The 23,384-nt window shown below is 46.1% G+C and carries 19 protein-coding genes and 1 pseudogene; 10 read left to right on the top strand and 10 right to left on the bottom strand.

Annotated features, from left to right (window positions below):
- Positions 1–12 precede the first annotated feature (12 nt).
- Positions 13–339 carry a histidine triad nucleotide-binding protein gene (locus F4V45_RS03370; protein WP_023929593.1) on the bottom strand — a complete coding sequence of 109 codons (327 nt, stop codon included), beginning with the start codon at positions 337–339 and terminating at the stop codon, positions 13–15.
- 64 nt (positions 340–403) lie between these two features.
- Positions 404–1,855: a type I glutamate--ammonia ligase gene (glnA, locus tag F4V45_RS03375; RefSeq protein ID WP_150337063.1), complete on the bottom strand. Its 1,452-nt coding sequence runs from the start codon at positions 1,853–1,855 to the stop codon at positions 404–406.
- Positions 1,856–2,116: 261 nt separating this feature from the next.
- Between glnA and F4V45_RS03380 the strand changes: the two genes are divergently transcribed.
- Entirely contained in the window at positions 2,117–4,831 is a 2,715-nt protein-coding gene (locus tag F4V45_RS03380; RefSeq protein ID WP_150337064.1) for a hypothetical protein, read from the top strand.
- 21 nt (positions 4,832–4,852) lie between these two features.
- On the opposite strand, the gene F4V45_RS03385 is transcribed toward F4V45_RS03380, so the two are convergent.
- Together F4V45_RS03385 and F4V45_RS03390 are read right to left on the bottom strand one after the other, a co-directional pair.
- The gene (locus tag F4V45_RS03385; protein WP_150337065.1) at positions 4,853–5,725 is read right to left on the bottom strand and encodes a YfbK domain-containing protein; all 873 of its coding nucleotides are present in this window, start codon (positions 5,723–5,725) and stop codon (positions 4,853–4,855) included.
- Entirely contained in the window at positions 5,719–6,621 is a 903-nt protein-coding gene (locus F4V45_RS03390; protein WP_150337066.1) for a vWA domain-containing protein, read from the bottom strand. The genes F4V45_RS03385 and F4V45_RS03390 overlap by 7 nt, the downstream gene beginning before the upstream one ends.
- 109 nt (positions 6,622–6,730) lie before the next feature.
- On the opposite strand from F4V45_RS03390, the gene F4V45_RS09565 reads away from it, so the two are divergent.
- A complete protein-coding gene (locus tag F4V45_RS09565; RefSeq protein WP_210670691.1) occupies positions 6,731–6,973 on the top strand; it encodes a hypothetical protein in 243 nt (80 codons plus the stop codon).
- 12 nt (positions 6,974–6,985) lie between these two features.
- Here the strand turns inward: F4V45_RS09565 and F4V45_RS03395 are convergent, their stop codons facing one another.
- Positions 6,986–8,587, bottom strand: a complete 1,602-nt coding sequence (locus F4V45_RS03395) for an anaerobic C4-dicarboxylate transporter (protein ID WP_150337067.1) — start codon at positions 8,585–8,587, stop codon at positions 6,986–6,988.
- A 230-nt stretch (positions 8,588–8,817) separates the two neighbouring features.
- Here F4V45_RS03395 and F4V45_RS03400 point away from each other — a divergent pair, with 230 nt between their 5' ends.
- From F4V45_RS03400 to F4V45_RS03415, 4 genes are all read left to right on the top strand, one after another.
- Positions 8,818–9,555: a cytochrome c biogenesis protein CcdA gene (locus F4V45_RS03400; protein WP_150337068.1), complete on the top strand. Its 738-nt coding sequence runs from the start codon at positions 8,818–8,820 to the stop codon at positions 9,553–9,555.
- A 17-nt stretch (positions 9,556–9,572) separates the two neighbouring features.
- Complete coding sequence (locus F4V45_RS03405; protein WP_150337069.1) at positions 9,573–10,817, top strand: amidohydrolase family protein; 1,245 nt, start codon at positions 9,573–9,575, stop codon at positions 10,815–10,817.
- 21 nt (positions 10,818–10,838) lie between these two features.
- Positions 10,839–11,030, top strand: coding sequence for a hypothetical protein (locus F4V45_RS09570; protein WP_150337070.1), 192 nt, complete (start codon positions 10,839–10,841; stop codon positions 11,028–11,030).
- 149 nt (positions 11,031–11,179) lie between these two features.
- Positions 11,180–11,878: an alpha-1,2-fucosyltransferase gene (locus F4V45_RS03415; protein WP_170235146.1), complete on the top strand. Its 699-nt coding sequence runs from the start codon at positions 11,180–11,182 to the stop codon at positions 11,876–11,878.
- Here F4V45_RS03415 and F4V45_RS03420 read toward each other — a convergent pair.
- On the bottom strand, positions 11,875–12,060 hold the full coding sequence (locus F4V45_RS03420) for a hypothetical protein (RefSeq protein WP_150337072.1): 186 nt from the start codon (positions 12,058–12,060) through the stop codon (positions 11,875–11,877). The two genes, F4V45_RS03415 and F4V45_RS03420, sit on opposite strands and share 4 nt — an antisense overlap.
- 34 nt (positions 12,061–12,094) lie before the next feature.
- Between F4V45_RS03420 and F4V45_RS09905 the strand changes: the two genes are divergently transcribed.
- Positions 12,095–12,226 (top strand): hypothetical protein, encoded by a 132-nt coding sequence (locus F4V45_RS09905; RefSeq protein ID WP_281292472.1) that lies wholly within the window; start codon positions 12,095–12,097, stop codon positions 12,224–12,226.
- On the opposite strand, the gene F4V45_RS03425 is transcribed toward F4V45_RS09905, so the two are convergent.
- The 4 genes and pseudogenes from F4V45_RS03425 to mraY form a co-directional block, all read right to left on the bottom strand.
- Positions 12,209–13,090: a DMT family transporter gene (locus F4V45_RS03425; protein WP_150337073.1), complete on the bottom strand. Its 882-nt coding sequence runs from the start codon at positions 13,088–13,090 to the stop codon at positions 12,209–12,211. The genes F4V45_RS09905 and F4V45_RS03425 overlap by 18 nt on opposite strands.
- Before the next feature lie 13 nt (positions 13,091–13,103).
- Positions 13,104–16,139 (bottom strand): valine--tRNA ligase, encoded by a 3,036-nt coding sequence (locus F4V45_RS09690; RefSeq protein WP_246144984.1) that lies wholly within the window; start codon positions 16,137–16,139, stop codon positions 13,104–13,106.
- Positions 16,140–16,898: 759 nt separating this feature from the next.
- Positions 16,899–18,641: pseudogene (gene murD, locus F4V45_RS09695) on the bottom strand (UDP-N-acetylmuramoyl-L-alanine--D-glutamate ligase); the annotation flags it as partial.
- A gap of 8 nt (positions 18,642–18,649) precedes the next feature.
- On the bottom strand, positions 18,650–19,714 hold the full coding sequence (gene mraY / locus F4V45_RS03445) for a phospho-N-acetylmuramoyl-pentapeptide-transferase (protein ID WP_150337074.1): 1,065 nt from the start codon (positions 19,712–19,714) through the stop codon (positions 18,650–18,652).
- A gap of 153 nt (positions 19,715–19,867) precedes the next feature.
- Here mraY and F4V45_RS03450 point away from each other — a divergent pair, with 153 nt between their 5' ends.
- The 3 genes from F4V45_RS03450 to F4V45_RS03460 are packed head-to-tail and all read left to right on the top strand — an operon-like array spanning position 19,868 to position 23,311.
- Positions 19,868–21,304, top strand: coding sequence for an O-antigen ligase family protein (locus F4V45_RS03450; RefSeq protein ID WP_150337075.1), 1,437 nt, complete (start codon positions 19,868–19,870; stop codon positions 21,302–21,304).
- The gene (locus F4V45_RS03455) at positions 21,291–22,322 is read left to right on the top strand and encodes a glycosyltransferase family 2 protein (RefSeq protein WP_150337076.1); all 1,032 of its coding nucleotides are present in this window, start codon (positions 21,291–21,293) and stop codon (positions 22,320–22,322) included. Before F4V45_RS03450 ends, F4V45_RS03455 begins: the two co-directional genes overlap by 14 nt.
- Positions 22,319–23,311 carry a radical SAM family protein gene (locus F4V45_RS03460; protein WP_170235148.1) on the top strand — a complete coding sequence of 331 codons (993 nt, stop codon included), beginning with the start codon at positions 22,319–22,321 and terminating at the stop codon, positions 23,309–23,311. Before F4V45_RS03455 ends, F4V45_RS03460 begins: the two co-directional genes overlap by 4 nt.
- Positions 23,312–23,384 lie beyond the last annotated feature (73 nt).

Genomic DNA, 23,384 nt, shown 5'->3' on the forward strand with positions numbered 1-23,384 from the left:
TACTCCCCCACGCTAGATAAGCGCGCCTAGTGGCTCACCGCCTAAAATATGAAAATGCAAATGTGGGACTTCCTGCCCGCTATGTGCGCCTGTGTTGGTGATAAGCCTATATCCGCTCTCTTTAATCCCTGCAACTTCTACGACTTTTAAGATAAACGCGCTAAATCGCTCCATAAGGGCTGGGTCTATCTCATTAAAGTCCTTTAGCTCGCGCTTTGGGATCGCTAGGATATGCACCTTCGCCTTTGGGGCGATGTCATAAAATGCCAAAAACTCATCACTCTCATAGACTTTTTTGCAAGGAAGCTCGCCTCGCACAATTTTGCTAAAGATTGTCATCGCTACTCCTTTGGGGTATGTATATAAGGCTTATGCACTACACAACTCATAGCACCGCTAGAATCTAGCAGCTATAAGTTGTCAAAAACTCAAACGGGTGAGGGCGGGCTTCCCAGGGCCAGATTTCTGTCTCAAACTTATAAGCCTTGTAAGTTTGGATAAACTCTTCGCTAAACACCCCGCCCTCTTTCAAATACGCCTTATCAGCTAGCATTTCTTCAACAGCGTGGCGCAGCGTGTGGGGCAGCTGCTTAATGCCCTTTTCTCTAATCTCATCAAGAGTGAGCTCAAAGAGATTGATCTCCATAGGCTTGCCCGGATCAATGGTGTTTTTAATCCCATCAAGTCCTGCCATAAGTAAGCTTGCAAAGGCAAGGTAAGGATTTGCCGAGCTATCGGGGAATCTAAACTCCATTCTTTTAGCTTTCTCGCCGCTGTTGTAGGGGATTCTAATGCTTGCACTGCGATTTTGCGCAGAATAAGTCAAAATACTTGGTGCTTCAAAGCCCGGGATTAGGCGTTTGTAGGAGTTTGTGCTAGGGTTTGTGAAAGCCGCCAATGCCCTTGCGTGCTTTAGCACACCGCCTAAGAAATGCAATGCCATTTGGCTTAAGCCTTGATAAGCATCACCGGCAAAGAGATTTCTGCCACTTTTCCAAATGCTAATATGCACATGCATTCCGCTGCCATTATCGCCATACAAAGGCTTTGGCATAAATGTCGCGGTCTTGCCATTTAAATGTGCCACCATTTTGACGACATATTTGAACTTTTGCACATTATCGGCTGCTTCTAGCATATCACCAAACTTCACGCCAATCTCGCCCTGCCCCTGTGCCACTTCGTGATGCACGACAAATGTTTCTAAGCCTACTTGATTAAGCACTTTTACCATCTCTGCACGCAAATCCACCATAGAATCCACAGGAGCCACAGGGAAGTAGCCGCCCTTAGTGCCGGGGCGATGCCCGATATTCACGCCCTCAAACTCTTTAGCACGATTCCACTCACCTTCTTCAGAATCTATCTCATAGTATTGGCAATTCACCGCATCTTTAATCTTAATAGAATCAAAGACGAAAAATTCATTCTCTGGTCCATAATACGCCACATCGCCAATACCACTCTCCTGCAAATGCTTCATCGCACGCTTTACGATACTACGCGGGCATTTCTCATAAGGCTCATTCTTATAAATATCCCACACATCGCAAAACACCACCGCAGTCGTATCAGCAGTAAAAGGGTCGATGAAGTAGCGCACCGGATCGGGGATTAGCATCATATCGGACTTATCCACGCTCTGCCACGCTGGGATTGAGCTGCCATCAAAAGGCACACCTTCAAAGCTCTCTTCATCAATCGCGGAGCGTGAAAAGCTCACATGATGCCACACGCCCTTAATATCTGTGAAGCGGAAGTCGATAAACTCCACTGCAAACTCATCACAGAATCTAAAAAACTCCGCCACTGCTGCTTTATCCACCGCCACTTTATCAGTGTTTGTTGCTGCCATTATCGCTCCTTGCTTATAATGCGCGAATTGCGCGAAATCAAAAGTCAAAACAAAGCCGCAGTATAGCAAAACTAAGGTAAAGCTAGAATCCAGTGCTTGTGCCTTGCTTGCAGATTCTGCGACTTTGGAGATAGTTTTGATAGCTTTAGATATAGTGCTGGCAGCTGGTAATAGACTCTTTACTTATTGCTTGATACTTTTGGCTACAATTGAGTGCAAATGTTAGTAAGAGTTGTTTCACCTTAGCTATGAAGGATTCCAATGTATCCCCTAAATCTCCCCGAAGAAGAGCTTAAAAACAAAGTCGCAGCTGATTTTTTCAGCCCAAACCCACAAAGTGAAATTATAAAGCTAGACAAAGAGCAAAAGACCCTTTTGAAAAGCCTAGATTCTACCCAGATTCTAGGGCGGATTGACTTTTGCATAAGCTACAACGCAAAGACGCTTTTCCAGCCTATAAACTTCTTATGGGCAGAAGCCAAAAGGGGCAATAAGGCAGATATTATAGAATCTTTTATCCAGCTAATCCTAACCATAGGCAAGGAAAAAACCTATGAAAACAATCTCCCGCCCATTTTCTTAGGAGCTTTTGATTGCGAGAAAATCGCCTTTATCCCCTACCACGAGCTAGATTCTATCTTCACGCAAAATGACTTTAATTGGCTCGTAACCCCAAGTAACCACGACACAAAAGAGTTTAAAACACTCCACACCAAAACAAAAGAGCTTTTAGAATCTAAAAAGCTACAATTTAACTTCAAAAGCGACTATAAAGAATTACAATCTTTCATACAAGCAAATTTCACGCTAAATAATGAAAACATCACCAAAATCCCCATTACTAAAAACAACTTCACTACCATTTATCAAAAATGGCTTTTAAGCGTAGCCCCTAGCATTAGCATTGATTTTGAAGCAGAAAAGCCAGATATTTTAAGCAGTGATTTCTATCTAGCTGATTTATTGAGTAAAAACAACAACACAAAAGAGATTCTAAAATCCCTTAGAATCCTACTCCAAAACGACTTTTATAAAGTCAAGCTTGACAAACGCGCAAATAGCACAAGCTTTAATTTCACAGAATTTGGCTTTAATGATAATCAAAAAGCCCACACAGCCTTTTGGAATCTCTATGAGAGACCGCCTAAAGAAGAGTATTGGAGCTACATTATAGATAGGCGAGACTTGCTAGTGCCTAGCGACATCAGGGAGCGAAAAGGCGCATTTTTCACCCCGCAAATTTGGGTTAGCAAAGCCCAAAGCTACCTAGAAAAAGCCTTAGGTGAAAACTATCAAAGCGAGTATTATATATGGGATTGTGCCGCAGGGACGGGCAATCTACTCACAAACCTTACAGAATCTCACAGGCTCTATGCCTCTACCTTAGATAAAGCCGATGTAGAAATTATGCAAGAATTATCAAGTGAAAATGCCCTGCACCTACTGCCAAAGCATATTTTTCAATTTGACTTTTTAAATGATGAGTTTTTTGACAAACCTTGTGATAAACATATCAAAAATGAACTAGATTCTAAATGCCCTAATTGCGTAGAATCTAAACTGCCAAAATCCCTGCAAGAGATTCTAAAAAATGATGAAAAACGCAAAAAACTCATTATCTTTATCAATCCACCCTATGCAGAGGCAGCAAGCACCAAAACAACTACTAGCACCAACAATCAAAACAAGACAAATGTCAGCAATCAAACTTTAATTTCTCAACGATATATGGGAGATTATGATAAATCTGTTAGAGAACTTTTTGCCCAATTTTTTATTAGAATTAACGAAGAGATTCCACACTGCATTCTTGCAAGTTTCTCAACGCTTAAATATGTCAATGCTAGTAATTTTGTAAAATTTAGAGAGAAGTTTAAAGCTAAATTTTTAAAGGGATTTATCTGTCCAGCCTATACCTTTGATAATGTCAAAGGCAACTTCCCCATAGGCTTTTTAGTATGGAATCTAGCTCAATCTCAAGCAATAGAAAAAATCACGCTTGATATTTTTAATGAAAAAGGGGCGAGTTTAGGGAAAAAGCGATTCTATCCAGCACAATCTACAAAAAACAATCTTAATCAATGGCTAAAAAGATTTATAGATACAAGCAATGAGCAACTATGTGCGATTTGCTGCAAGGGGACAGATTTTCAAAATAATAATTTCTGCAATATCAATTTTTGGGATTCTATTAAAGGGGTGGGAAATGCAAAAGGAATCACAAAATTTAAAATCACACCAAATAATCTCATTCCAACAAGCATTTATTTCTCCGTCCGTCATTGTATTAAAGCCACTTGGATAAATGATAGAGATCAATTCCTAAGCCCAAATAAAAAATGGGAAAAGGACACAGAGTTTCATAGCGACTGCCTTGCCTTTATGCTTTTTCACGGACAAAATAGAATCACTTGCAAAGAGGGCATAAATCACTTTATCCCCTTTAGCGAAAAAGAGTTAAACGCAGCCGAAGCCTTTGAATCTCACTTTATGCAAGACTTTTTGAAGGGTAAAATCAAGCAAGAGCAGTCATTGCGAGGCAGTGGCAACGCCACAACGAAGCAATCCAAACATAAAAGCATAGATTGCCACGCGGCTCACGCCGCTCGCAATGACAAAGTAAAATCTAAACTCCTGCAAACAAGTCTCTTTAACGATGAGTTAGAATCCTCGTTTATCCCCACAAAGCCGCTAATTTTTAGCGATGAAGCAAAAGAAGTGCTACAAGCAGGAAAAGAGCTTTTCAAGCACTACCACGAACAAACACGAGATTCTAAAGACTATAACGCAAACGCCGCACTCTATGACATCAAAGCCCACTTTCAAGGCTTTAATGACAAAGGCAAAATGAATCCACCCCAAAGAGCCGATGATGAAGCCTACAAAGAAAGATTAGGCACACTCAACTATGCCCTAAAAAACTTAGCCAAAAGAATAGAATCTAAAGTCTATGAATACGGCTTTTTGCTAAAGTAGATTTAAGGCTAGCCTACCAAGTCATTTGGCAAGATTAGCAAGGCGGCTTGCCTTTGCCACTAGCCCTAGGAACTCCTGCTTATAGCTATCATCGCATACGCCCTGCTGGCTTAGAGTGTCAAGGATTGTTTGATAGCCGTTTCTGCTCTGTGTGCTATTTTTGCTACTTGAATCGCCCCTAAAGCTAGAATCCACAAACTTAGAGTCCATAAGCAGCAGCCCAAAGCCCGCCACACTCTGGGCGAAGCGCATATCTGCACTAGGTGTAGCCAAAATCGCGCTAGAATCTAGTGCGCGCTCAATAAGCTTGCTACGCTCATCATTGCGCGCTTTGTTGGCAGGCTCTTTGTAGCGGATTTTGACATTGAGCCACTCGGCACTTCCTGTGCCATTTTCATTTGCGCCATTTGCTTGGCTTGGTGATTGTGTCTTGGTGGTTTGGGTGTATTTGAGCGGATCTATAATGCCCTTGGCATCTGGGGCGAGCTTGGCATTATTGAGAGTAGCTAGGCTAGATTCTACCCCCACAGGGACAATCTCATAAAGCGCGGTAACGCGATGGGAGCTTCCCATTTCACCTGCGTCCTTGCTATCATCGTTGAAGTCTTCATCATTTAGCAATCGCTTCTCATAGCCGATAAGCCGATATGCAGCGACTTTAGCAGGGTTAAACTCCACTTGGATTTTCACATCTTTTGCCACGGTGATGAGCGTAGCACCTACTTGCTCGACTAGGTGCTTTTTGGCTTCAAGGAGTGTGTCGATATAGCCGTAGTTACCATTGCCAGAGTCGGCGAGCTTTTGAAGCATAGAGTCTTTGTAGTTCCCCATACCATAGCCAAACACCGAGAGATAGATCCCGCCCTGCGCCTTTTGCTTGATGAGGTCTAGCAAGTCTTTTCGCTTGTGATCCCCACATTGAAATCCCCATCAGTAGCTAGGATCACGCGATTATATCCGCCCTTGATAAAATGCTTTTGCGCAAGCTTATAGGCGTCCTCTATCCCAGCACTTCCGTGTGTGCTGCCACCTGCACTAAGCGAGTCGATAGCTTCTAGGATCTTTTTCTTATCGCTTGTAGGCTTTAGCGCGATTGTAGAGCTTCCAGCGTAGGTAACAATCCCCACAGAATCTTTGGAGCTTAGATTTTCTACTAGGAGTTTTAGGGACTTTTGCACAAGCCCTAGGCGGCTCTCACCTTGCATAGAGCCAGAAGTATCGATAAGGAAGACAAGATTAAATGGCTTGCGTTTATCCCAGTCAATCGCTTTTGCCTGCAAGCCTATGCGCGCGATTTTGTGCGCAGGATTCCACAGAGCGGGTGCGAGCTCTAGGTTTATGGAGATTGGCTCATCGCCCTTTGGTGCTTGATAATTGTAGGAAAAGCTATTGAGCAGCTCCTCTATACGCACCATATCAGGGCTAGGCAATCTGCCAGACTCTATGACTTTGCGCACAATGGCATACGAAGCGGTATCGACATCGGAGCTAAAGGTAGAGAGCGGATTATTTGCCACAAGTTTGAAGGGATTTTCATCTTTTTGCACAAAAGAGTCGGTGGATTTTGCCATTTCTCTGCGGTTTGGCGCGACTCTCATAGCGTGGGGAGCTACTTTGCTGACAACCGGACCGACATTCGATAGACTTTCATAGTGGAGGGGCATATCGACCATATTGGGCATTCTCTCTTGCAAGCTGCTTTGATGATCAAAAAAGCAGGCGGTAAATATCCCAGACCCCACTGCTACGAGTATGGCAAAGCTTGCTAGGATTTTGCTAAGTTTTTTCATTTTCTATCCTTGGGCTTGGGTTTTATTAGGTGGGAGTGCTTTTTTATAACCTTATCCCTAGAATCCACTTTTATGCCTTGCTTTATGGATTACTAAAGAAGCTACGGCTTTGCCTTGCTTTGCCACGACTTGCTGCCACAAGTCTCGCAATGACAGAAACGCCGCTAGTGAAAAAGTGGATTCTAGGGATAACGCCAAATATTTAACCGCACTGCAGGCGGCGGGATTTTGCGATGATTTTGTGGGTTGTCAAGGTGGGGGCGAAGGGATTTACCTAAGCGGTAATGAGCAAGCCCCCGCCGCAGACTCCCACAAAAGCGCGCAAAAGCCAACGCCAAACATAGAAAGCTGAATCGTTTAAAAACTAAATATAGCCTGCCACCATCGCCAGCACATACCCAACACAGCAAGAGCTAAACACCCCGATAAGCCCGGGCAAGATAAAGCTGTGGTTGATGACAAATTTGCCAATATGTGTCGTCCCACTTCTGTCAAACTGAATGGTCGCTAGATCGCTTGGGTAAGTTGGCAAAATATAGTAGCCATAGCACGCTGCGGCAAATGCCACGATGATCCCGGGCTCCACGCCAATGCTTAGGGCGATTGGCACAAATGCCGCAAGAGCTGCGGCTTGAGAATTAACAAATTTTGAAATAAGCAGCAGCATAATCGCATAAGTCCAAGGGTGTGCCTTAACAATATCACCTAGAGCTGATTTCATCATCGGCGTATGCACGGCAAACATCGTATCCGCCATCCAAGAAATCCCAAACACCGCCACAAGTGCTATCATACCGGATTTGAAAATCTCGTTGCTACCGATCTTTTTGGGATCAACTTTGGTGAAAATGATGATAAGCGAGCCAGCTAGGAGCATAAACATTTGGATAATATGCACCATAGAGATTTTATCCATATCAGGGTTGCCAAGTTTATCGGCTTTATAGACTTTCTCTACCTTGCCTTCTTCTACTTTGCCAAGCTTATCAGCTTTAATCGCCTTATCAAGCCCGATTTTTTCTCCGGGATTATCCACATCAGCGATTTTGACATCTTTAAGCGTGAATACTCCTTTATCGCTCTTTTCTGGAGTCCATTTCAATGTAGTGCCAGACTCTAAAGTCGCCTTGTAGTCATACTTCTGCCCCCACGAAGGCTTGAGCGAGTCAAACGCCCCAATCAACGCGACCACACCGATAGCCCCTAGGAATATCCACATCGCTACCCAGTCTTTCTTAGGAAGTTTTACGCCTAGCAGCGTTTTAGAATCCCCATAGACATATTGCTTAAACTCTGGGTCTTTGAGCTTTGCTTGAAACACTGGATCTTTGTCCAAATCTTTCCCCCTAAACCAGCTAAAAATCCCAATCATCAGCACGCCAAACAATGTGCTAGGGATAGTGATTTGCAGCAAGTTGATATAGCCATCAAATCCTGCAAGCTTATGATCTGCATTGAGAAGTAGCGCGGTTAGGCTCACTACCGCCACGGATACAGGTGAAGCCACAACCCCCATTTGCGAGCTGATAGACGCTGCTGCCATAGGTCGCTCCGGGCGGATATTGTTTTTAATCGCAATATCATAGATGATAGGCATAATCGTATAAACAACATGCCCTGTGCCACAGAGCATTGTAAGGAAGCAGGTAACAAAAGGGGCAAGAATAGTTAGAAACTTTGGATTGCGGCGCAGGATTCTCTCCGCAATTTGCAGCATAACATCTAGCCCACCACTTGCCTGCAATGTCGCACTCGCCACCACAACCGCCAAAATCGTAAGCATAACATCAATGGCAGGCTTCCCGGGCTTAATGTCAAAGCCAAACACAAGCACAAAAATACCAATCCCACCAAGCAGCCCTAGCGTGATACCGCCTTTTTGCGCACCATAAAACAAACAGACAAGCACCACTAGAAGCTGAATGGTAAATTGCCAGCCCTCGCTAAGATTTACAAGAAAATCCATACATAACCCCTTTACTAAATTAAATTTAACTCCTTTTGCAAACGACATTTGCCATAATTTGCAAAATCGGCGGCGATTATAGCAACATTTACATAAAAATCGTTACAATGTGCGCCAATTTTGCATAGTTAAGCACAGAGTAATGATAATTTTAAGCAGAAATAAACCCAACGGATTTCAACAGAATATGCGTAAGCTACATAACAAGTAAATATAAGGCGATAGTATCTATGGAAGACATACTACTACAATGGTTTTATAGCGGCAAAAGTGGAGTAGTGTGGCTTGTGGCATTTGTCGCTGGGGTGCTCTCCTTTCTCTCGCCCTGTATTCTCCCTCTTGTGCCAGCGTATATGTCCTATATCTCTGGGGTTTCGCTAGAGCAGCTAGATTCTAGGAAGCTTGCTAGACATAATCTTCGCGTGGCGATTGTGGGGCGGGCGTGCTTGTTTGTGCTTGGATTCTCCTTGGTATTTGTGGGTATGGGGCTAGCACTCTCAAGTGTCATCTCTGTGCTGCAATCGCCCATCACAAATGTGATTGCTGGGGGGATTGTGGTGGTCTTTGGGGTGCATTTTTTAGGGCTATGGCGGTTTGGCTTGCTTGATAGAAGTGCGCGCTATGAGTTTGCACTGCGCCATAAAGCCCTAGAGATTCTAGCTCCATTTGTGCTAGGCATTAGCTTCGCGCTTGGCTACACACCTTGCACGGGGGCGATATTTGGGGCAATCACGCTGCTTGTAGGGACAGGTGGCTATGGCGCGGGGCTACTAGTGATGTATGCGTGTGGTTTGGCTGTGCCGTTTTTGCTCGTGGCATTGATTTTGGAGAGAGGCTTTTCTCTGCTGGCTAGAATCAAGCCTTTTATGCGCTGGATTGAGCTTATATCCGGAGGGATTTTGGTGGCGATGGGCGCGCTGATTATGAGCGGTGAGCTTGGCACGCTTAGTGCGTGGCTTGTAAGCTAGAGTTATAAGGAGAGATTATGCTGCTAAAAAATGCCCTGCTATGTGATGCGTTAAAAGAGTGCAAGGCGGATTTGCGCGTTGATGAAGAGCGCGGGATCATTAGTGAGATTGGAGAAAATCTAGCACCACAAAGTGCAGAAAGCGTGCTTGAGTGCAGCGGCAAGGTGATCTTGCCTGCTCTTATTGATATGGCATACCCTAAAAACCAAGTCCTATCTCGCAAAAACCTAGAATCCCTAACGCAAAAGGCATTGCGCGGAGGGGTGGGGAGCTTGCTACTACGCCCAGAAAGCACGCCGCGCATAGATCACGCAGCCATTATCGAGCTTGTCTCTTCGCTAGATTCTAGCTTAAGCGTGCATTTTCTCCCAAGCCTAGCCCCCACCACCCTAGAGTCCCCAGAATCTAAGCCAAAAATCGCAGAAATCGCCTCGCTTATTGCATCTGGTGCGCGCGCGATCTACCTAGAATCTAGCGCGCAAAACATCGATGGCTACACACTCTACAAAATCGCCCAATACGCCCAAATGCTCCAAGTCCCCATCATCGCCAGCCCCCAAGAGCCAAGCCTAAGTGAAGGCGTGATGAATGAGTCGCAAGTAAGCGCGCAGCTAGGGCTTCCAGCTATCCCCCCTCTAGCACAAACTATGCAAGTAGCAAAGCTCTGTGAGCTAGCGCGATATAGCGGGACAAGGTGGGTGTTTGATGTCATTAGCGAGATAGAATCCTTACAGACTATCGCGCATTTTACGCAAATGGGCGCGCAGATTCTAGCGCAGACCTCCTTGCACCACTTAATCCTAAGTGATGAGCATTGCGCGGCTTTTGACACGAGATTTAAACTCTTCCCTCCGCTTAAAGACCCTGCCACACGCGAGCAGCTTCGTGCGCATTTAGATTCTGGCATTAGCCTGCTTACTTGCTTGCAAAGCGATAGCTATAAGTCTAAAAAAGACCAAGTCTTTGAGTTTGCTAGCTTTGGGATAAACGCGCTAGAGCATTACTTCTCACTAGGCTTTAGCCATCTTGTGAAGTCCGGGCTAATCACACTCCAACGCTTTAGCGAGCTTACTTCTTATGCACAAGCTAGGCTTCTCTCCCTGCCAAAAGGTGCGCTAGAAGTGGGGCTAGATGCCGATCTTATCATCGTGGATTTACAGGAGAGCTTTTGTGTTGAAGATACTTTCAGTCCTTATAATGGCGAGCGTCTCTCTGGTGTGGTTACACAAGTGCTACTTGGTGGCAAGATCAAAAGTCTTTAACAAGATTTACAAAGGATAGCGATGATTAAAGTCCTGCTTCAAGGTGGTCTTGGGAATCAAATGTTTCAATACGCCTTTGCATGCGCCTTAGCGCATAGAGGGTTTAGCGTGGGCTTAGATGCGAGCTTTAACTATGTAACGCTAAAAACCTTGCGCGCTAATCGTGCTAAAAGCACTCTTAAGCAAAATCTCATGGGGGGCAGAGGGATTTAGCTTGTGAGCTAAAATCGCCGATTCTGCGCGATCTTGAGCTTGCAAAGTTTCGCATTACACTGCCTATTCTCCGGCATTTTTCATTAGCGCAGGACTCTAAAGCAGACATAAGCACACAAGCATATTGCCAAGCACTCTGCACCAAAGCCTTGCGCAAGATCCTCCCGCCTAATAGCAATCCCGCGCGCTATCTCCGCAAGCTCTACACCACACGCGACTCCCCCACCCTAGCGCGACTATTCCAAGCGCACTATCCATTCTCACGCAATGCACGCTTTGAAGGATTTTTCGCTAATGAAGTGTATTTTGCCGAGATAGAATCTATCTTGCGCCAAGAATTTACCCCAAAATGCTTAAGCCCTAGTGCCAAAGCCTTGCAGGAGCACATACAATCCACCAGCGACTCTATCTTCCTCCATATCCGTAGGGGCGACTACCTAGCGCAAGAGAATTGGGAGTATGTCAAGCTAGGAAGCGCGTATTATGATACTGCCATAGCTCTTATGCGCGCAAGGCTTGCTAGCCCGACATTTTTCATCTTTAGCGATGATTTGGAGTGGTGCAAAAGTGAGCTTTATACAAGACTAGGGTCGCTTAAAGGTGCAAAGCTACACTTCATCGGCAATAATGATCAAGGCGATGCGATCAGCGATCTTATGGCTATGGCAGCTTGTCAAAATGCCATTATCGCAAACTCCACCTTTAGCTTCTGGGGTGCGTATTTGATCGACAATCCTGCAAAGCTTGTTATCCGCCCAGCTCAATACACTTGGCGCGGAGATAGCCCGCTATGCTACCCAGAGTCGTGGTGCAAGCTTGATGTGATTTGGGGCGATGTAGTGCGCTAGCTAGAATCTAGGTTTGTAGATTCTAGCGCGGTTTGTTCTGTATGCTCTAGGATTCTAGGAGTTCTAAAGAAACTGCGGCTGCGCCTTGTTTTGTGGATTGCCACGCCACTGCTGGTGCAGTATCTCGCAATGACGGAATAAACGCTAATGCGCCAAAAGTGGATTCTAGCGATGAAGCTCAAAGTCTAAACAAGCCAGCACAAGGATTCTAGGATTTTGGAGCTAGAATCGGGGTTTTGCGAGCGCGTGCAAGGGCGCATACTTGGCGTATGTAACCGCAGCACGCGCGAAGCAATCCACGATTTATCGCGCAAAGCTGAATCCCCCAAGCTAATGCTTTTTGCCTAGGACATTGATGATATATATACTCCCCACCGCTAGCCCTCCCCCCACAATCGTATGCCACCTTGGCACTTCTCCTAGCATTAAAAAGGCAAAGCCTAGCGCAAACACCGGTGCTAAAAGCGCGTAAATCCCGCCCTCTACCACCCCTAGCACAAACAGAGCTTTATAGAAGATCGTTGTAGCAAATACCGTGCAAAACACCGAAGCCACCCCAATAAGCAAGAAAAACTCCGCACCCTGCCCCCAAATGCTTGTGATAAACGCCGCGCTAGAATCCTTAGCGTCCAAAAAAAGTGCCGGAGCAAGCAGGGCAAAAGTCATCACACTTGTGTAGAAATTGAGTGCTATGGCATTGATCTTTTCTGTGGCAAGACGCGAGCTAATCATAAGAGCTGCCCAATCAAGCGAAGCTAGCACATAAATGACATAAAACGCGCTAAACATTGATCGCCAATTCCCAAACAAATCCACCAGAAATGCCCCTGCCAAAAGCCCTAGCATAAGCCCGATTTTGGCTGATTTAGCAAGTGATTCTCTTTTATACACACTCCACAAAAACGCCGCGATAATGGGGGAGAGCACTTCAGTGATCACCCCTGCATTCCCAGAGTCCCCATAGGGCATACCCGCATACATTAGATAGGAGTAGAGCGCATTAAGCGCGCCTGTAAGCAGCGTGGGGACTAGCACGACTCTTGGAATCTTAAAGGAGATTTTCCATAGCCACATAAGCGGCACAAAGCATAAAAACACAAGCAAATAGCGCAAACTTGCAATCTGCGCAGGCGAGCCATACGCTAGGAGCATTTTTGATAGGGGCCACACAAGCCCCCAGCCCATCATCGCTAGCACAAGCAAAATGCGCATAGCCGCTTCTCCATTACTTTTGCGCAAATATGGCTAATTGTGCTAGCACTTCTGCTTGCTTTGCCTTAGCTTCTGCAAGTGCGCTAGCGTTAGATTCTAGGATATCTTTTGGCGCGTTGGCTTTAAATTTCTCATTAGATTCTAGGGCTTGGAGCTTGGTGATTTCTTTTTCAAGTTTTAGATTCTGGTTGTTTAGGCGCGTGATAATGGGAGCTAGGTCAATGCCTTGCAATGGTAGATAGCTTTTGACTAGCGATCCAATATCTGCCACGCAGTCTTTATCGAGCCCATTTTGCGCCTTTGTATCCACGCATTCAATCACGCCCACTTTAGCAAGCTTGCAAATAGCTTGTATCGCGCTAGCAGAGAGCCTAAAATCTGTGGCGATATAGGCAGAGTCAATAGGCTTGTTTGCTAGATCAATTAGTGCTTTCGCACGGCGCAAGGAGACAATGGCATCTTTAATATACTCAAACTCACGCTCCCTAGCACTATCTTGCTCTATCTCACTAGGGTAGCGTGTAATCATTATAGACTCGCTAGATTCTAGTGTGCTGCCGCGCAAGGTGTGGTAGAGTGATTCTGTGAGAAATGGCATATATGGGTGCAGTAGCTTCATCGCTTCTATCATCACGCTTCCAAGCTCGGCAATGGACTCCTTTTGCGCCTTTGCTAGCTCAATGCACCAATCACAAAACTCCCCCCACAAAAAGCGATACGCCACACTTGCGCCATCATTAAAGCGGTAGGATTCTAGCGCGGCTTTAAGATCTTTTGTCGCGCTATTTAGGCGCGATTTGGCATAGCGACCAAGCGGCGTGTGGTAGGCGTTTATAGACTCTAGCTCGCTAAATCCGCCAAAGCTAGGGTCTGCTTGCTTGGCATAGAGTAGGAGAAACTGCGCGGCGTTATAGAGTTTATTAGCAAAATTTTTGGCAAGCTCTAGCTGGGATTTAGCTAGGCGCACATCTCGCCCCTGTGCGCAGGAATATGCTAGGGCAAAGCGCAAAGAATCCGCCCCAAACTCCTCTATCATCGCTAAAGGATCGATGACATTGCCCTTAGATTTACTCATCTTTTGCCCAAACTCATCACGCACAAGCGCGTGCAAATACACATCTCTAAAGGGCAGCTCCCCTAGCAGACTCTCCCCGCTAAAGAGCATTCTAGCCACCCAGAAAAAGAGAATATCAAAGCCTGTGATAAGCAAAGAGTTAGGATAAAAGCGCGCAAGATCAGTGGCATTATACTGCTCCTTACACGCGCTGCCATTCCCCCAGCCAAGCGTGCTAAACGCCCACAGCCCCGAGCTAAACCAAGTATCTAGCACATCAGGGTCTTGCAGCACGCTAGAGTGGCATTTGGGGCAGGTGGATTCACTCTCGTTTTTGCTAGCAAATATATGCCCACACGCGCTATTTTGGCAATACCACACCGGAATCCTATGCCCCCACCATAGCTGGCGTGAGATACACCACGGGCGGAGGTCGCGCATCCAAGCGTTGAAATTATTTAGCCACTGCGGCGGATGGAAACGCGCTTGAGCTTCTTTGGTGGATTCGGCTTGTAGCGATAAATCGGCGATTTCTGCGGACTCTCTGCGGTTACGCACGCCAAGTGCGCGCCCTTGAGAGTCCTTGAAAAGCCCCGATTTCTCATCTACAATCCTAGAATCCTTTGCTTGCTCGCTTAGAGTTGCGGCGGTGCTAGAATCCGCCCTCGTGGATTTGTGGATCGCCACGCCGATTTCATCGGCTCGCGATGACGATTCCTGCGCGTTTTGCTTGTCTTCTTCAAGGATTCTAGGATTTGCGGTATTGCTAGTGGTGCTTTTTGTGGATTTTGGGGCAGAGCTAGACTGATGGTCTGCGGTTGCCCCAAAATCTACAAAATCACTGCTATGACTACCCAAAGCCGAATCCCTTTGAGCATTAACTTTTTCTATCGTGTTTGCGGCTATCCCCTCACCAATAAACCACTGCCTAGAAATGTATGGCTCTATCACACTCCCACACCGATAGCACACACCTACTTGATTGCTATAAGGCTCGATTTTCTCCACCGCGCCTGCCTCTTGCAATGTGCGCACAATATCTCCGCGCGCCTCTAAGCGATCGCGCCCAGCAAAGCCCAATGTGTGGGAGTTTAGCACGCCTTTTTCATCAAAGATTACAATGGATTCTAGCGCGTGTGCCTTGCCTACTGCATAGTCGTTTTCATCGTGTGCTGGAGTAACTTTCACCACCCCTGTGCCAAACTCCATATCCACCGCACTATCGGCGATTATGGGGATTTCTGCGCCCACTAGAGGCAGCCGCACGCGCTTGCCAAGCAAATGTGTATAGCGAGAGTCGCTAGGGTGTATCATCACCGCGCTATCGCCGAAAAATGTCTCCGGGCGCGTGGTAGCCACAATCAGCACTTCACTAGAATCCACCACAGGGTAGCGCAGGTGGTAGAGATGTGTCTCTTGCTCTTTATACTCCACTTCAATATCCGAGAGCGCGCCATCTTTGACACACCAATTCACCATATAATCCCCTTGGTAAATCAGCCCCCTTTCATACCACGCCACAAAGGCTTCTCTCACGGCATTTTGCAGCCCAGAGTCCATCGTAAAGCGCAGGCGCGACCACGCTGGGCTAATGCCTAGGGCTTGCATTTGCTCAACTATCTTGCCCCCGGATTCTTCCTTCCACTGCCATACGCGCTTGATAAACTCATCGCGCCCAAGTGTCTCCTTGCTTAGTCCTTGTGCTAAAAGCTGCTTTTCTACGACATTTTGCGTGGCAATGCCGGCGTGATCGAGCCCGGGCTGATAGAGTGTGGCAAAGCCATCCATCCGTTTAAATCGCGTGATGATGTCTTGCAGCGTGAAAGTAAGCGCGTGCCCTATGTGTAGCACGCCTGTAACATTAGGCGGGGGCATCATTAGGGCAAAAGTTTTATCGCTCTTAGCGATATTGGCGTTGCCCTCTATTTCAAAATACCCACGCTCTTTACAAATGCGATAAATGCGCTGCTCTATGGATTTGGGATCATAGCTCATTAGAATCCTTTATGATGTGGTGCTTGGGGCAAGGCTGCGTGCTAGGGACTTAAACCGCTCGCCGCGCTCCTTGTAGGAGGAGAATTGATCTAGGCTGGCGGCGGCAGGGGAGAGAAGGCAGACGAAATGGTTTTGCTTGGAGGATTGGGCTTTGCTTGGTTTGGGCGTTGGCTTTTGCGCGCTTTTGCGGGAGTCATCGCGCAAAGCTGCGGTTACATACGCCAAGTATGCGCCCTTGCTTTGCGCTCGACAACCCACAAAATCATCGCAAAATCCTGCCGCCTGCGGCTCGCTTACATTTGGGGCTTTGTTGTCAAAAATCCTAGAATCCACTTGTGGCGATTCAGCTTTTGGGCTAGAATCGTGGATTTCATCGCCGCACTGCGTCGATAGACCCCAAGTCTTATCTTCCTTGCGCGGCTCGAAAAGCCCCGATTCTAGCTCCAAAATCTTAGAATCGCTTGGGTTTTTACTAGAATCTAGGTTTGCTCGTGCTTGCGGCGTGTTGAGAATTGGGGCGTTTTGAGAAAACACATTTGAGTCTTTGCTCTTTAAACTCCTAGAATCCTGTGCGGAGTCGCTTAGAGTTGCAGCGGTGCTAGAATCCACTTTTTGACTTGTGGCGTGTTTTTCGTCATTGCGAGCAAGTGCGTTAGCGGTTGCGTGGCAAAGCGCAGCTTCTTTAGAAAACAAGGGATACCGCTCGGCGATAGCCGATGTTTCTTTAGAATCCATAAATCCTGCGATTATCGCCCAAATCTTTTCCATAGCGCAATCCAGCGTGCCGCATTTATGCGCTTTGACACTATGGCGTGCGGCGAGATCTAGGAGCTTTGGCTCATTGCTACCGATAGTGAAGATCTCTACGCGCTTAAGCCCTGCTAGCAGCGTGAAAATCTCACTGCAATCCGCCCCTTTATCATCACCCCCTAGGATCAAAAACAATGCGCGATCCTTATAGCGCGTAATCGCCTGTAAAGTCGCATCAGTATTTGTGCCTTTGGAGTCATCGACAAAGAGCCATTCCGCCCCAAACGCACGGACATAAAACTCCTCCATACGATGTGCGCCGATTGTGAAGCTAGCAAGCGTGGGGAGAAAAGTAGCAGTAGTGATATGGGGACATTGGCGCGACAAAGCAAACGCACAGCAAAGCGCGATATACGCATCTAGCAAAAATGGCTCAAAAAAGGGCAGAGAATCTAGAGCTTTTTCATCTCCTAGCCCATTATCAAGCAAATATGCGCGCAAATCGCTAGAATCCGCATAGTAAATCATCTCCCCTGCAAACTCCTTACACAAGCGATGATCTTTTAAGGCACTAGGCAAAATCGCCACGCTATGCGCTCCCATTCGCGCCAGCGGAGAGAGCTTATCGCATACATAGTTTTCAAAGCCATTGTGCCAGCTGATGTGATCAGGGCTTAGGGGCAAAAGCGCGTAGATACTAGGCGTGGCGGTCCTTGTGTAGTGCAGGGCAAAGGAGCTAGTCTCTAGAATCCACAAGGGCGCGTTTTGCTCATAGAGTGTGATAAGCGGTGTGCCGATGTTACCCCCAGCGCGTGCGCCAAAGGGGGAGAGGATGGATTCTAGCATTTGGGTGGTGGTGGTTTTGCCGTTAGTTCCGCTTACCCAAATTTGTGTGTGGGGCGATTCAGCTTCTTTGGTGGATTCGGCTTTGCGCGATAAATCGGCGATTTCTGCGGACTCTCTGCGGTTACGCACGCCAAGTGCGCGCCCTTGAGAGTCCTTGAAAAGCCCCGATTTCTCATCGCAAATCCTAGAATCCTTTGCTTGCTCGTTTAGAGTTGCGGCGGTGCTAGAATCCACTTTTTGACTTGTGGCGGTTTTTTCGTCATTGCGAGCAAGCGCGTTAGCGGTTGCGTGGCAATCCATAGATTCTGTGATAGCGGAATGGTCTCCCCTAGAATCCACTTGCGTGGATTTATGGATCGCCACGCCGATTTCATCGGCTCGCGATGACGATTGATTTTCTTCTTCTAGGATTCTAGGATTTGCGGTATTGCTAGTGGTGCTTTTTGTGGATTTTGGGGCAGAGCTAGACTGATGGTCTGCGGTTGCCCCAAAATCCACAAAATCACTGCTATGATTACCCAAAGCCGAATTCTCTAGCCACCAGATGAAGTCATACTCACTAACTGCCCTCCTAGCCCCCCCAAAATACCTATGATCTGGCGGAATCCCCGGGCTTAGAATCTCTAGCGCGCTAGATTCTGCGCAAAACTCCCTAGAATCTAGCAAGATATTTTCCACATCGCCCCCGCTGCTAGAATCCGCATTTTTCATCTCCACCCCTTTCCCCTCTGGCTTATCATCATAAATCGCGCAAGCCTTCCCCAATGCGTTCAAAAACGCCACAATCGGCTTGGTCGTAACGCCATAGCCCAAAATACTAATAGAAGGGCGGCTAGTGGGCGAGCTAGATTCTAGGGCATTAGCGATGGCAGCGGCTTGCAGCTCTTTAGGCAGTGGCTCTAGCATACTCGCTCCTAGCGCACTTTCAGGCTTAGGAGCGCGATTAGGTTTGAGAGCAGCGCGATAATCCAAAAGCGCACGATGATTTTGTTCTCCGCCCAGCCCTTTTGCTCGAAGTGGTGGTGGATAGGTGCCATAAGAAACACGCGTTTTTTGCGCATTTTGTAGCTGCCAATTTGCAGCATCACAGAGAGCGTCTCAATCACAAAGATTAGCCCAATGAGTAGCAGCAGCACTTCATTATTTGACACAATCGCCATATACGCCATAAAGCCGCCAATGCTTAAGCTCCCACTATCGCCCATAAAGACTTGGGCGGGGTGGCAGTTATACCACAGGAAGCCTAGCAGCGCACCTATCATCGCCACACCCACGATCATAAGCTCCCCAGCATTCACCACGGGCAAGAAGAGATACCGCCCAAACTCCACATTCCCAGCAAGATACACAAACACGCATAGTGTGCCAATGGCGAAAATAGAAGGCACGCACGCCAAGCCATCAAGCCCATCGGTGATATTGACTGCGTTTGTTGTCGCTAGAAAGACGAGAATCCAAAAGGCAATCATAAGCGCAGGATACGCACTAAGGGAAAAAAGGGGCTTTTTCATAAAAGGGATATAAAAATCACCGCTTAAATGCGCCCCGTAATGCAGCCCAAGACTAATCCCAAATGCTGCTAGCAGCAGTAGCAGCATTTTTGCCCTAGCACTCATACCGGCGTTGGATTTTCTAGCGATTTTCATATAGTCATCACGCGCACCAATAAGCCCAAAAACTACCATCGTTACCACGCCTAGCACGGCAAAGAGATTGCTAAGCTGGATACACAAAAGCGCGGCGATACACGCAGAGATGATAAACACGCTTCCGCCCATTGTGGGGGTGTTCGTTTTGCCTTGATGTGCTGGGACATAGCTGGAGATAGGCTGATTTGCCTTGCGTGCCTTAGCCCATAGGATAAAAAATGGCATACACCACGCGCACAACACAAACGCGACAAAAAAGCTCACCCCTGCGCGGAAAGTAAGGTATTTGAAAATATTTATATCAAAATACGAGTAGAGATAATACAGCACACACACTCCTTAACACAGCTGCCGCAAACCGCAGCACACACAAGCCTAAAATAAAGCGCAAATTATAGTAGTTTTACCTTAAAAAGTGTAGAATGCGCGTTTTTAGCAGCTACCTAGAATCGCAAACTATACGCTATCAAACAAGGAGCATTTGTGCCCATCAAGCCCCTAGAATCTAGCGCGTTTAAAACCACCGCGCTGTATATAAGCCTAGCACTTGTAATCACTAGTATTGCGATTTTGCCTTTTTCTTACTCTGTGGTTTCTATCAAGCTTCCTGTTAATTTGCTTTTCATAGCGTTTGGGGTGTTTGCGCTTGGATTTTGGCGCGAGTATAGGGGGCTAGGGCGTGCGCTTGGGGGGATATGGTTTGCGCTTGTGTGCTTGCTTGTGGTAATCATTATGGCGTATATCTCGCTATTTTGGGCGGTGGATTCTAGGGCGACTTTGCAGGCGATTCGGCAGTATTTGCTAGAGCCTAGCTTGTTTCTTGTGCTTGGCTTTTTTCTCACCACCAAACTTGATGAAAGGGGGCTAAAACTCCTGCTCATAGGGCTTTGTCTAGCACTAAGCTACCACCCCATTGCTACGATATGGGATTTTTTCACTTCTGCGCAATTTAGAGAAAATGGCTTTGCCATTATGGGCTATTATCGTGCGATGAGCCACCTTTTTCACACGCCAGATGCCACGCTTTATGCCTTTTGGCTTGCTTTAGGGTTTTGTATCACACTTGCTTTTGTGGTGTATGCTAAAGGCTTAGGCAGAATACTAGCTTTCATCGCGCTTGTTGCGATATTTTTTAGCTCTTTGGCAAATGGTAGCCGATTTTTAGTCCTTACCTGCTGTGTTTGCTTACTATTGCCATTTATCCTACTTTCTTACAAACACAAGGCTAAGATTCTACTAAGCGTGGGGTTATTAGTATGTGTCGCTGGTTTTGGGATATATGTATTTAGCGATAAGCTCAATCCGCGCTTTAATGTAAAAAATATGATTGATAATTTCCGCATCGTGTGGAGCTACTATCCTGCAGAAATGGGGCGATTTAGCCCAGATTGCTACACATATTTGGATTGTTCAGTATATTCTAAACAAGAAGATGAAAATTCTAAGCATATCCGCTATGAAGAAAGCTCGCTTTCAAGAATATCAGCGATGAAAAGCGGGCTAACAATCGCTTCGCTTAACCCCTTTATCCCCCACGGATTTGGCTCGCTTAATGAGCTTATGAAAAATCTTCGAACAAATTTTGATGAAAAACTTCTGCCTTATCGCTATATGATGATAAACGGCGAGCGATTGCCAATGTTACACATTCATCATCAATGGATTTCTTTCCTTTGTGAGACAAGTATCATAGGGCTAGTGGCTATCTCACTATTTTTTATATATTTTCTCGTGCAAACACAAAAGGCTCTTGTATGTTCTGCAGACAGGACAGCAAACATAATTATTCTAAGCTTGGGGTGCTTTGTCGGTGCGCTGATGTTTATGTTTAATTTTGACATTATGCTGTGGCGAGAAGAGAATCTAACGACTTTTATCCTGCTTGGTTTCCTGCTTGGAGCACGCTATGGCAAGCACTAGCTCTCTAGTCTCTATCATTATCCCTATCTACAATGTAGAATCCTATCTCGCGCAGTGTTTAGACTCTGTGCTAGAGCAGAGCTATAAAAACATAGAAGTCATTTGCATAGATGATGGCAGCACAGATTCTAGCGGAGCAATCGCCAAAGCCTATGCAGACAAAGACCCAAGACTCCGCATAATCACCCAAGACAACGCCGGACAGAGTGCCGCGCGCAATAGGGGGCTAGAGCAAGCAAGCGGAGAGTATGTGTCCTTTATCGATAGTGATGACTATATCGATAGAGAGTTTATCAAAGAGCTAGTAGAGCACTCATCAAGCACCACACTTGCCTATAACTTCAATGTAATATTTGAGTATCCACACGCCCAGTCGCGCTTTAATCTCACTCGTGCTTTTACGGGCGAGTCCCCTATCAATCAAGCCCTAATTTCTAGGCTGGATTTTTTCGTATGTAATGGGCTGTTTTCTATGGAGATTATCCGCGCATACTCCTTACGATTTTTAGAGGATAAAATCTGCGAGGACGCGGATTTTTTGTTCCGCTATTTGGCTTTTATGGATAGGGTGTCTTGCTTTGATTCAAGCGCGTATCACTACCGCCAAAGACCCTACTCTACGACTTGGCAGCTCGCGCAAAATGCAGTGGTCTCTATGGATAGAATCTATGTTTTTAACAATATCGTGCAGTGGTATAAAACGCACGGCATACCACTCCAAGCCCTACCATTTCAAATCCTAACAGATCTACACCCCACACATCATAATGCCGACACCTTTATGGCACAAGCGCACCAAGTAGTGCAAGACCTCCAAATCCCGCGCGCTCTAATCGCTCAAGATACCATTATGCAAGCCTTTATGCGCGCCAAAAATGCTAAAGACTTTTTACTACTGCGATCTATGCTCGCACGCTCTGGTTTGAAGCGGCTTTTTAAGCTTCGCGTTAGGCGCGATGAGTGTATATGCGTAGCATTCGGCTATGTGCTAATCAACTACAAAAAGGAGAAACAATGAAAATCAGCTTACTGCGAAACTCTCTTTTTAGAGAGCGATATATACGGAGAAATAAAGACATAGATCTCTATACACATTCTATGAAAAATCCTTTAGGGGGGGGGGCAGCATATAGGCTAAAGTGCAAGCTACTACAAAAGCTTGGGGCTTCACTTTTCCGCCTGCGATTTTTACTAGGGAAAGTAGATATACCACAGATAGAGATTGTCCTAACGACTAAATGCACGCTTCGTTGTGAGTCTTGCGCAAATCTTATGCAGTATTTTTCAAACGACAAACAATTTAGCACAGATTTTGCACATATCAAAGCCAATTTAGACACTATCTTACGCCAAGTAGATTCTATAAGATTGTTTAATATCTTAGGCGGAGAGCCGCTACTTTTCAAAGAACTGCCACAACTTATAGACTATCTCACAAAAGAGCCAAAAATCAAAGCAGTGGAGCTGATCACCAATGCTACAATCCCCTTTAAAGATGAATTACTAAAAAGCTTACAGCACCCTAAAGTGCGTGTAGCTATGAGTGATTATAGCTCCAATCAAGCCCTTGCAAAAACCTTGCACCAGCAAGAAATCATACAATCTTTACAATCCTTTGGGATTAACTATATCGTGCGTGATTCTGCAGCTGTGTGGAAAGATATAGGCAAAATCTACAAGCGCAATCGCTCCCAAGAAGATGTTAGGAGAAATTATCTTGCATGTAAAATGCCTTGCGTAAGTCTGCTGTGTAATGACAAGGATAAGCCAAGCCAAGCGACCATAAGCGTCTGCCCTATCGCTTCTGCATTGACAAAGCTCCATAATATCGATGAGTTTGAAGGAGATTTTGTCCGTGTGGATTCTAAAAATTTTAGAGAAGACATTGTGCGATTCTATGCGCAAGACTACTATAAAGCCTGCGATTATTGCCCAAACAAATGGGAGCAAGCCAAGCCTATCCCCCCAGCTATCCAAACAGACCAAACCCTAAGCTTAACTCCCTAAATCTCTATCCTAAATAGCCCTGCTTGCTCTGCAGGCTCTATACTCTACCTTAAGAGTGCCTATTTCGCGCCAA

Source organism: Helicobacter canis, from assembly GCF_008693005.1.
Lineage (GTDB): Bacteria > Campylobacterota > Campylobacteria > Campylobacterales > Helicobacteraceae > Helicobacter_B > Helicobacter_B canis.

Bases quoted from the DNA above. Each gene is read 5' to 3' on its own strand.
- F4V45_RS03460 (WP_170235148.1), top strand. From the start codon at position 22,319: ATGAAAATCAGCTTACTGCGAAACTCTCTTTTTAGAGAGCGATATATA.
- F4V45_RS09570 (WP_150337070.1), top strand. From the start codon at position 10,839: ATGATTAAAGTCCTGCTTCAAGGTGGTCTTGGGAATCAAATGTTTCAA.
- F4V45_RS03425 (WP_150337073.1), bottom strand. From the start codon at position 13,090: ATGCGCATTTTGCTTGTGCTAGCGATGATGGGCTGGGGGCTTGTGTGG.
- glnA (WP_150337063.1), bottom strand. From the start codon at position 1,855: ATGGCAGCAACAAACACTGATAAAGTGGCGGTGGATAAAGCAGCAGTG.
- F4V45_RS03405 (WP_150337069.1), top strand. From the start codon at position 9,573: ATGCTGCTAAAAAATGCCCTGCTATGTGATGCGTTAAAAGAGTGCAAG.
- F4V45_RS03400 (WP_150337068.1), top strand. From the start codon at position 8,818: ATGGAAGACATACTACTACAATGGTTTTATAGCGGCAAAAGTGGAGTA.
- F4V45_RS03390 (WP_150337066.1), bottom strand. From the start codon at position 6,621: ATGAAAAAACTTAGCAAAATCCTAGCAAGCTTTGCCATACTCGTAGCA.
- F4V45_RS03380 (WP_150337064.1), top strand. From the start codon at position 2,117: ATGTATCCCCTAAATCTCCCCGAAGAAGAGCTTAAAAACAAAGTCGCA.
- F4V45_RS03455 (WP_150337076.1), top strand. From the start codon at position 21,291: ATGGCAAGCACTAGCTCTCTAGTCTCTATCATTATCCCTATCTACAAT.
- F4V45_RS09690 (WP_246144984.1), bottom strand. From the start codon at position 16,139: ATGAGCTATGATCCCAAATCCATAGAGCAGCGCATTTATCGCATTTGT.
- F4V45_RS03370 (WP_023929593.1), bottom strand. From the start codon at position 339: ATGACAATCTTTAGCAAAATTGTGCGAGGCGAGCTTCCTTGCAAAAAA.
- F4V45_RS03395 (WP_150337067.1), bottom strand. From the start codon at position 8,587: ATGGATTTTCTTGTAAATCTTAGCGAGGGCTGGCAATTTACCATTCAG.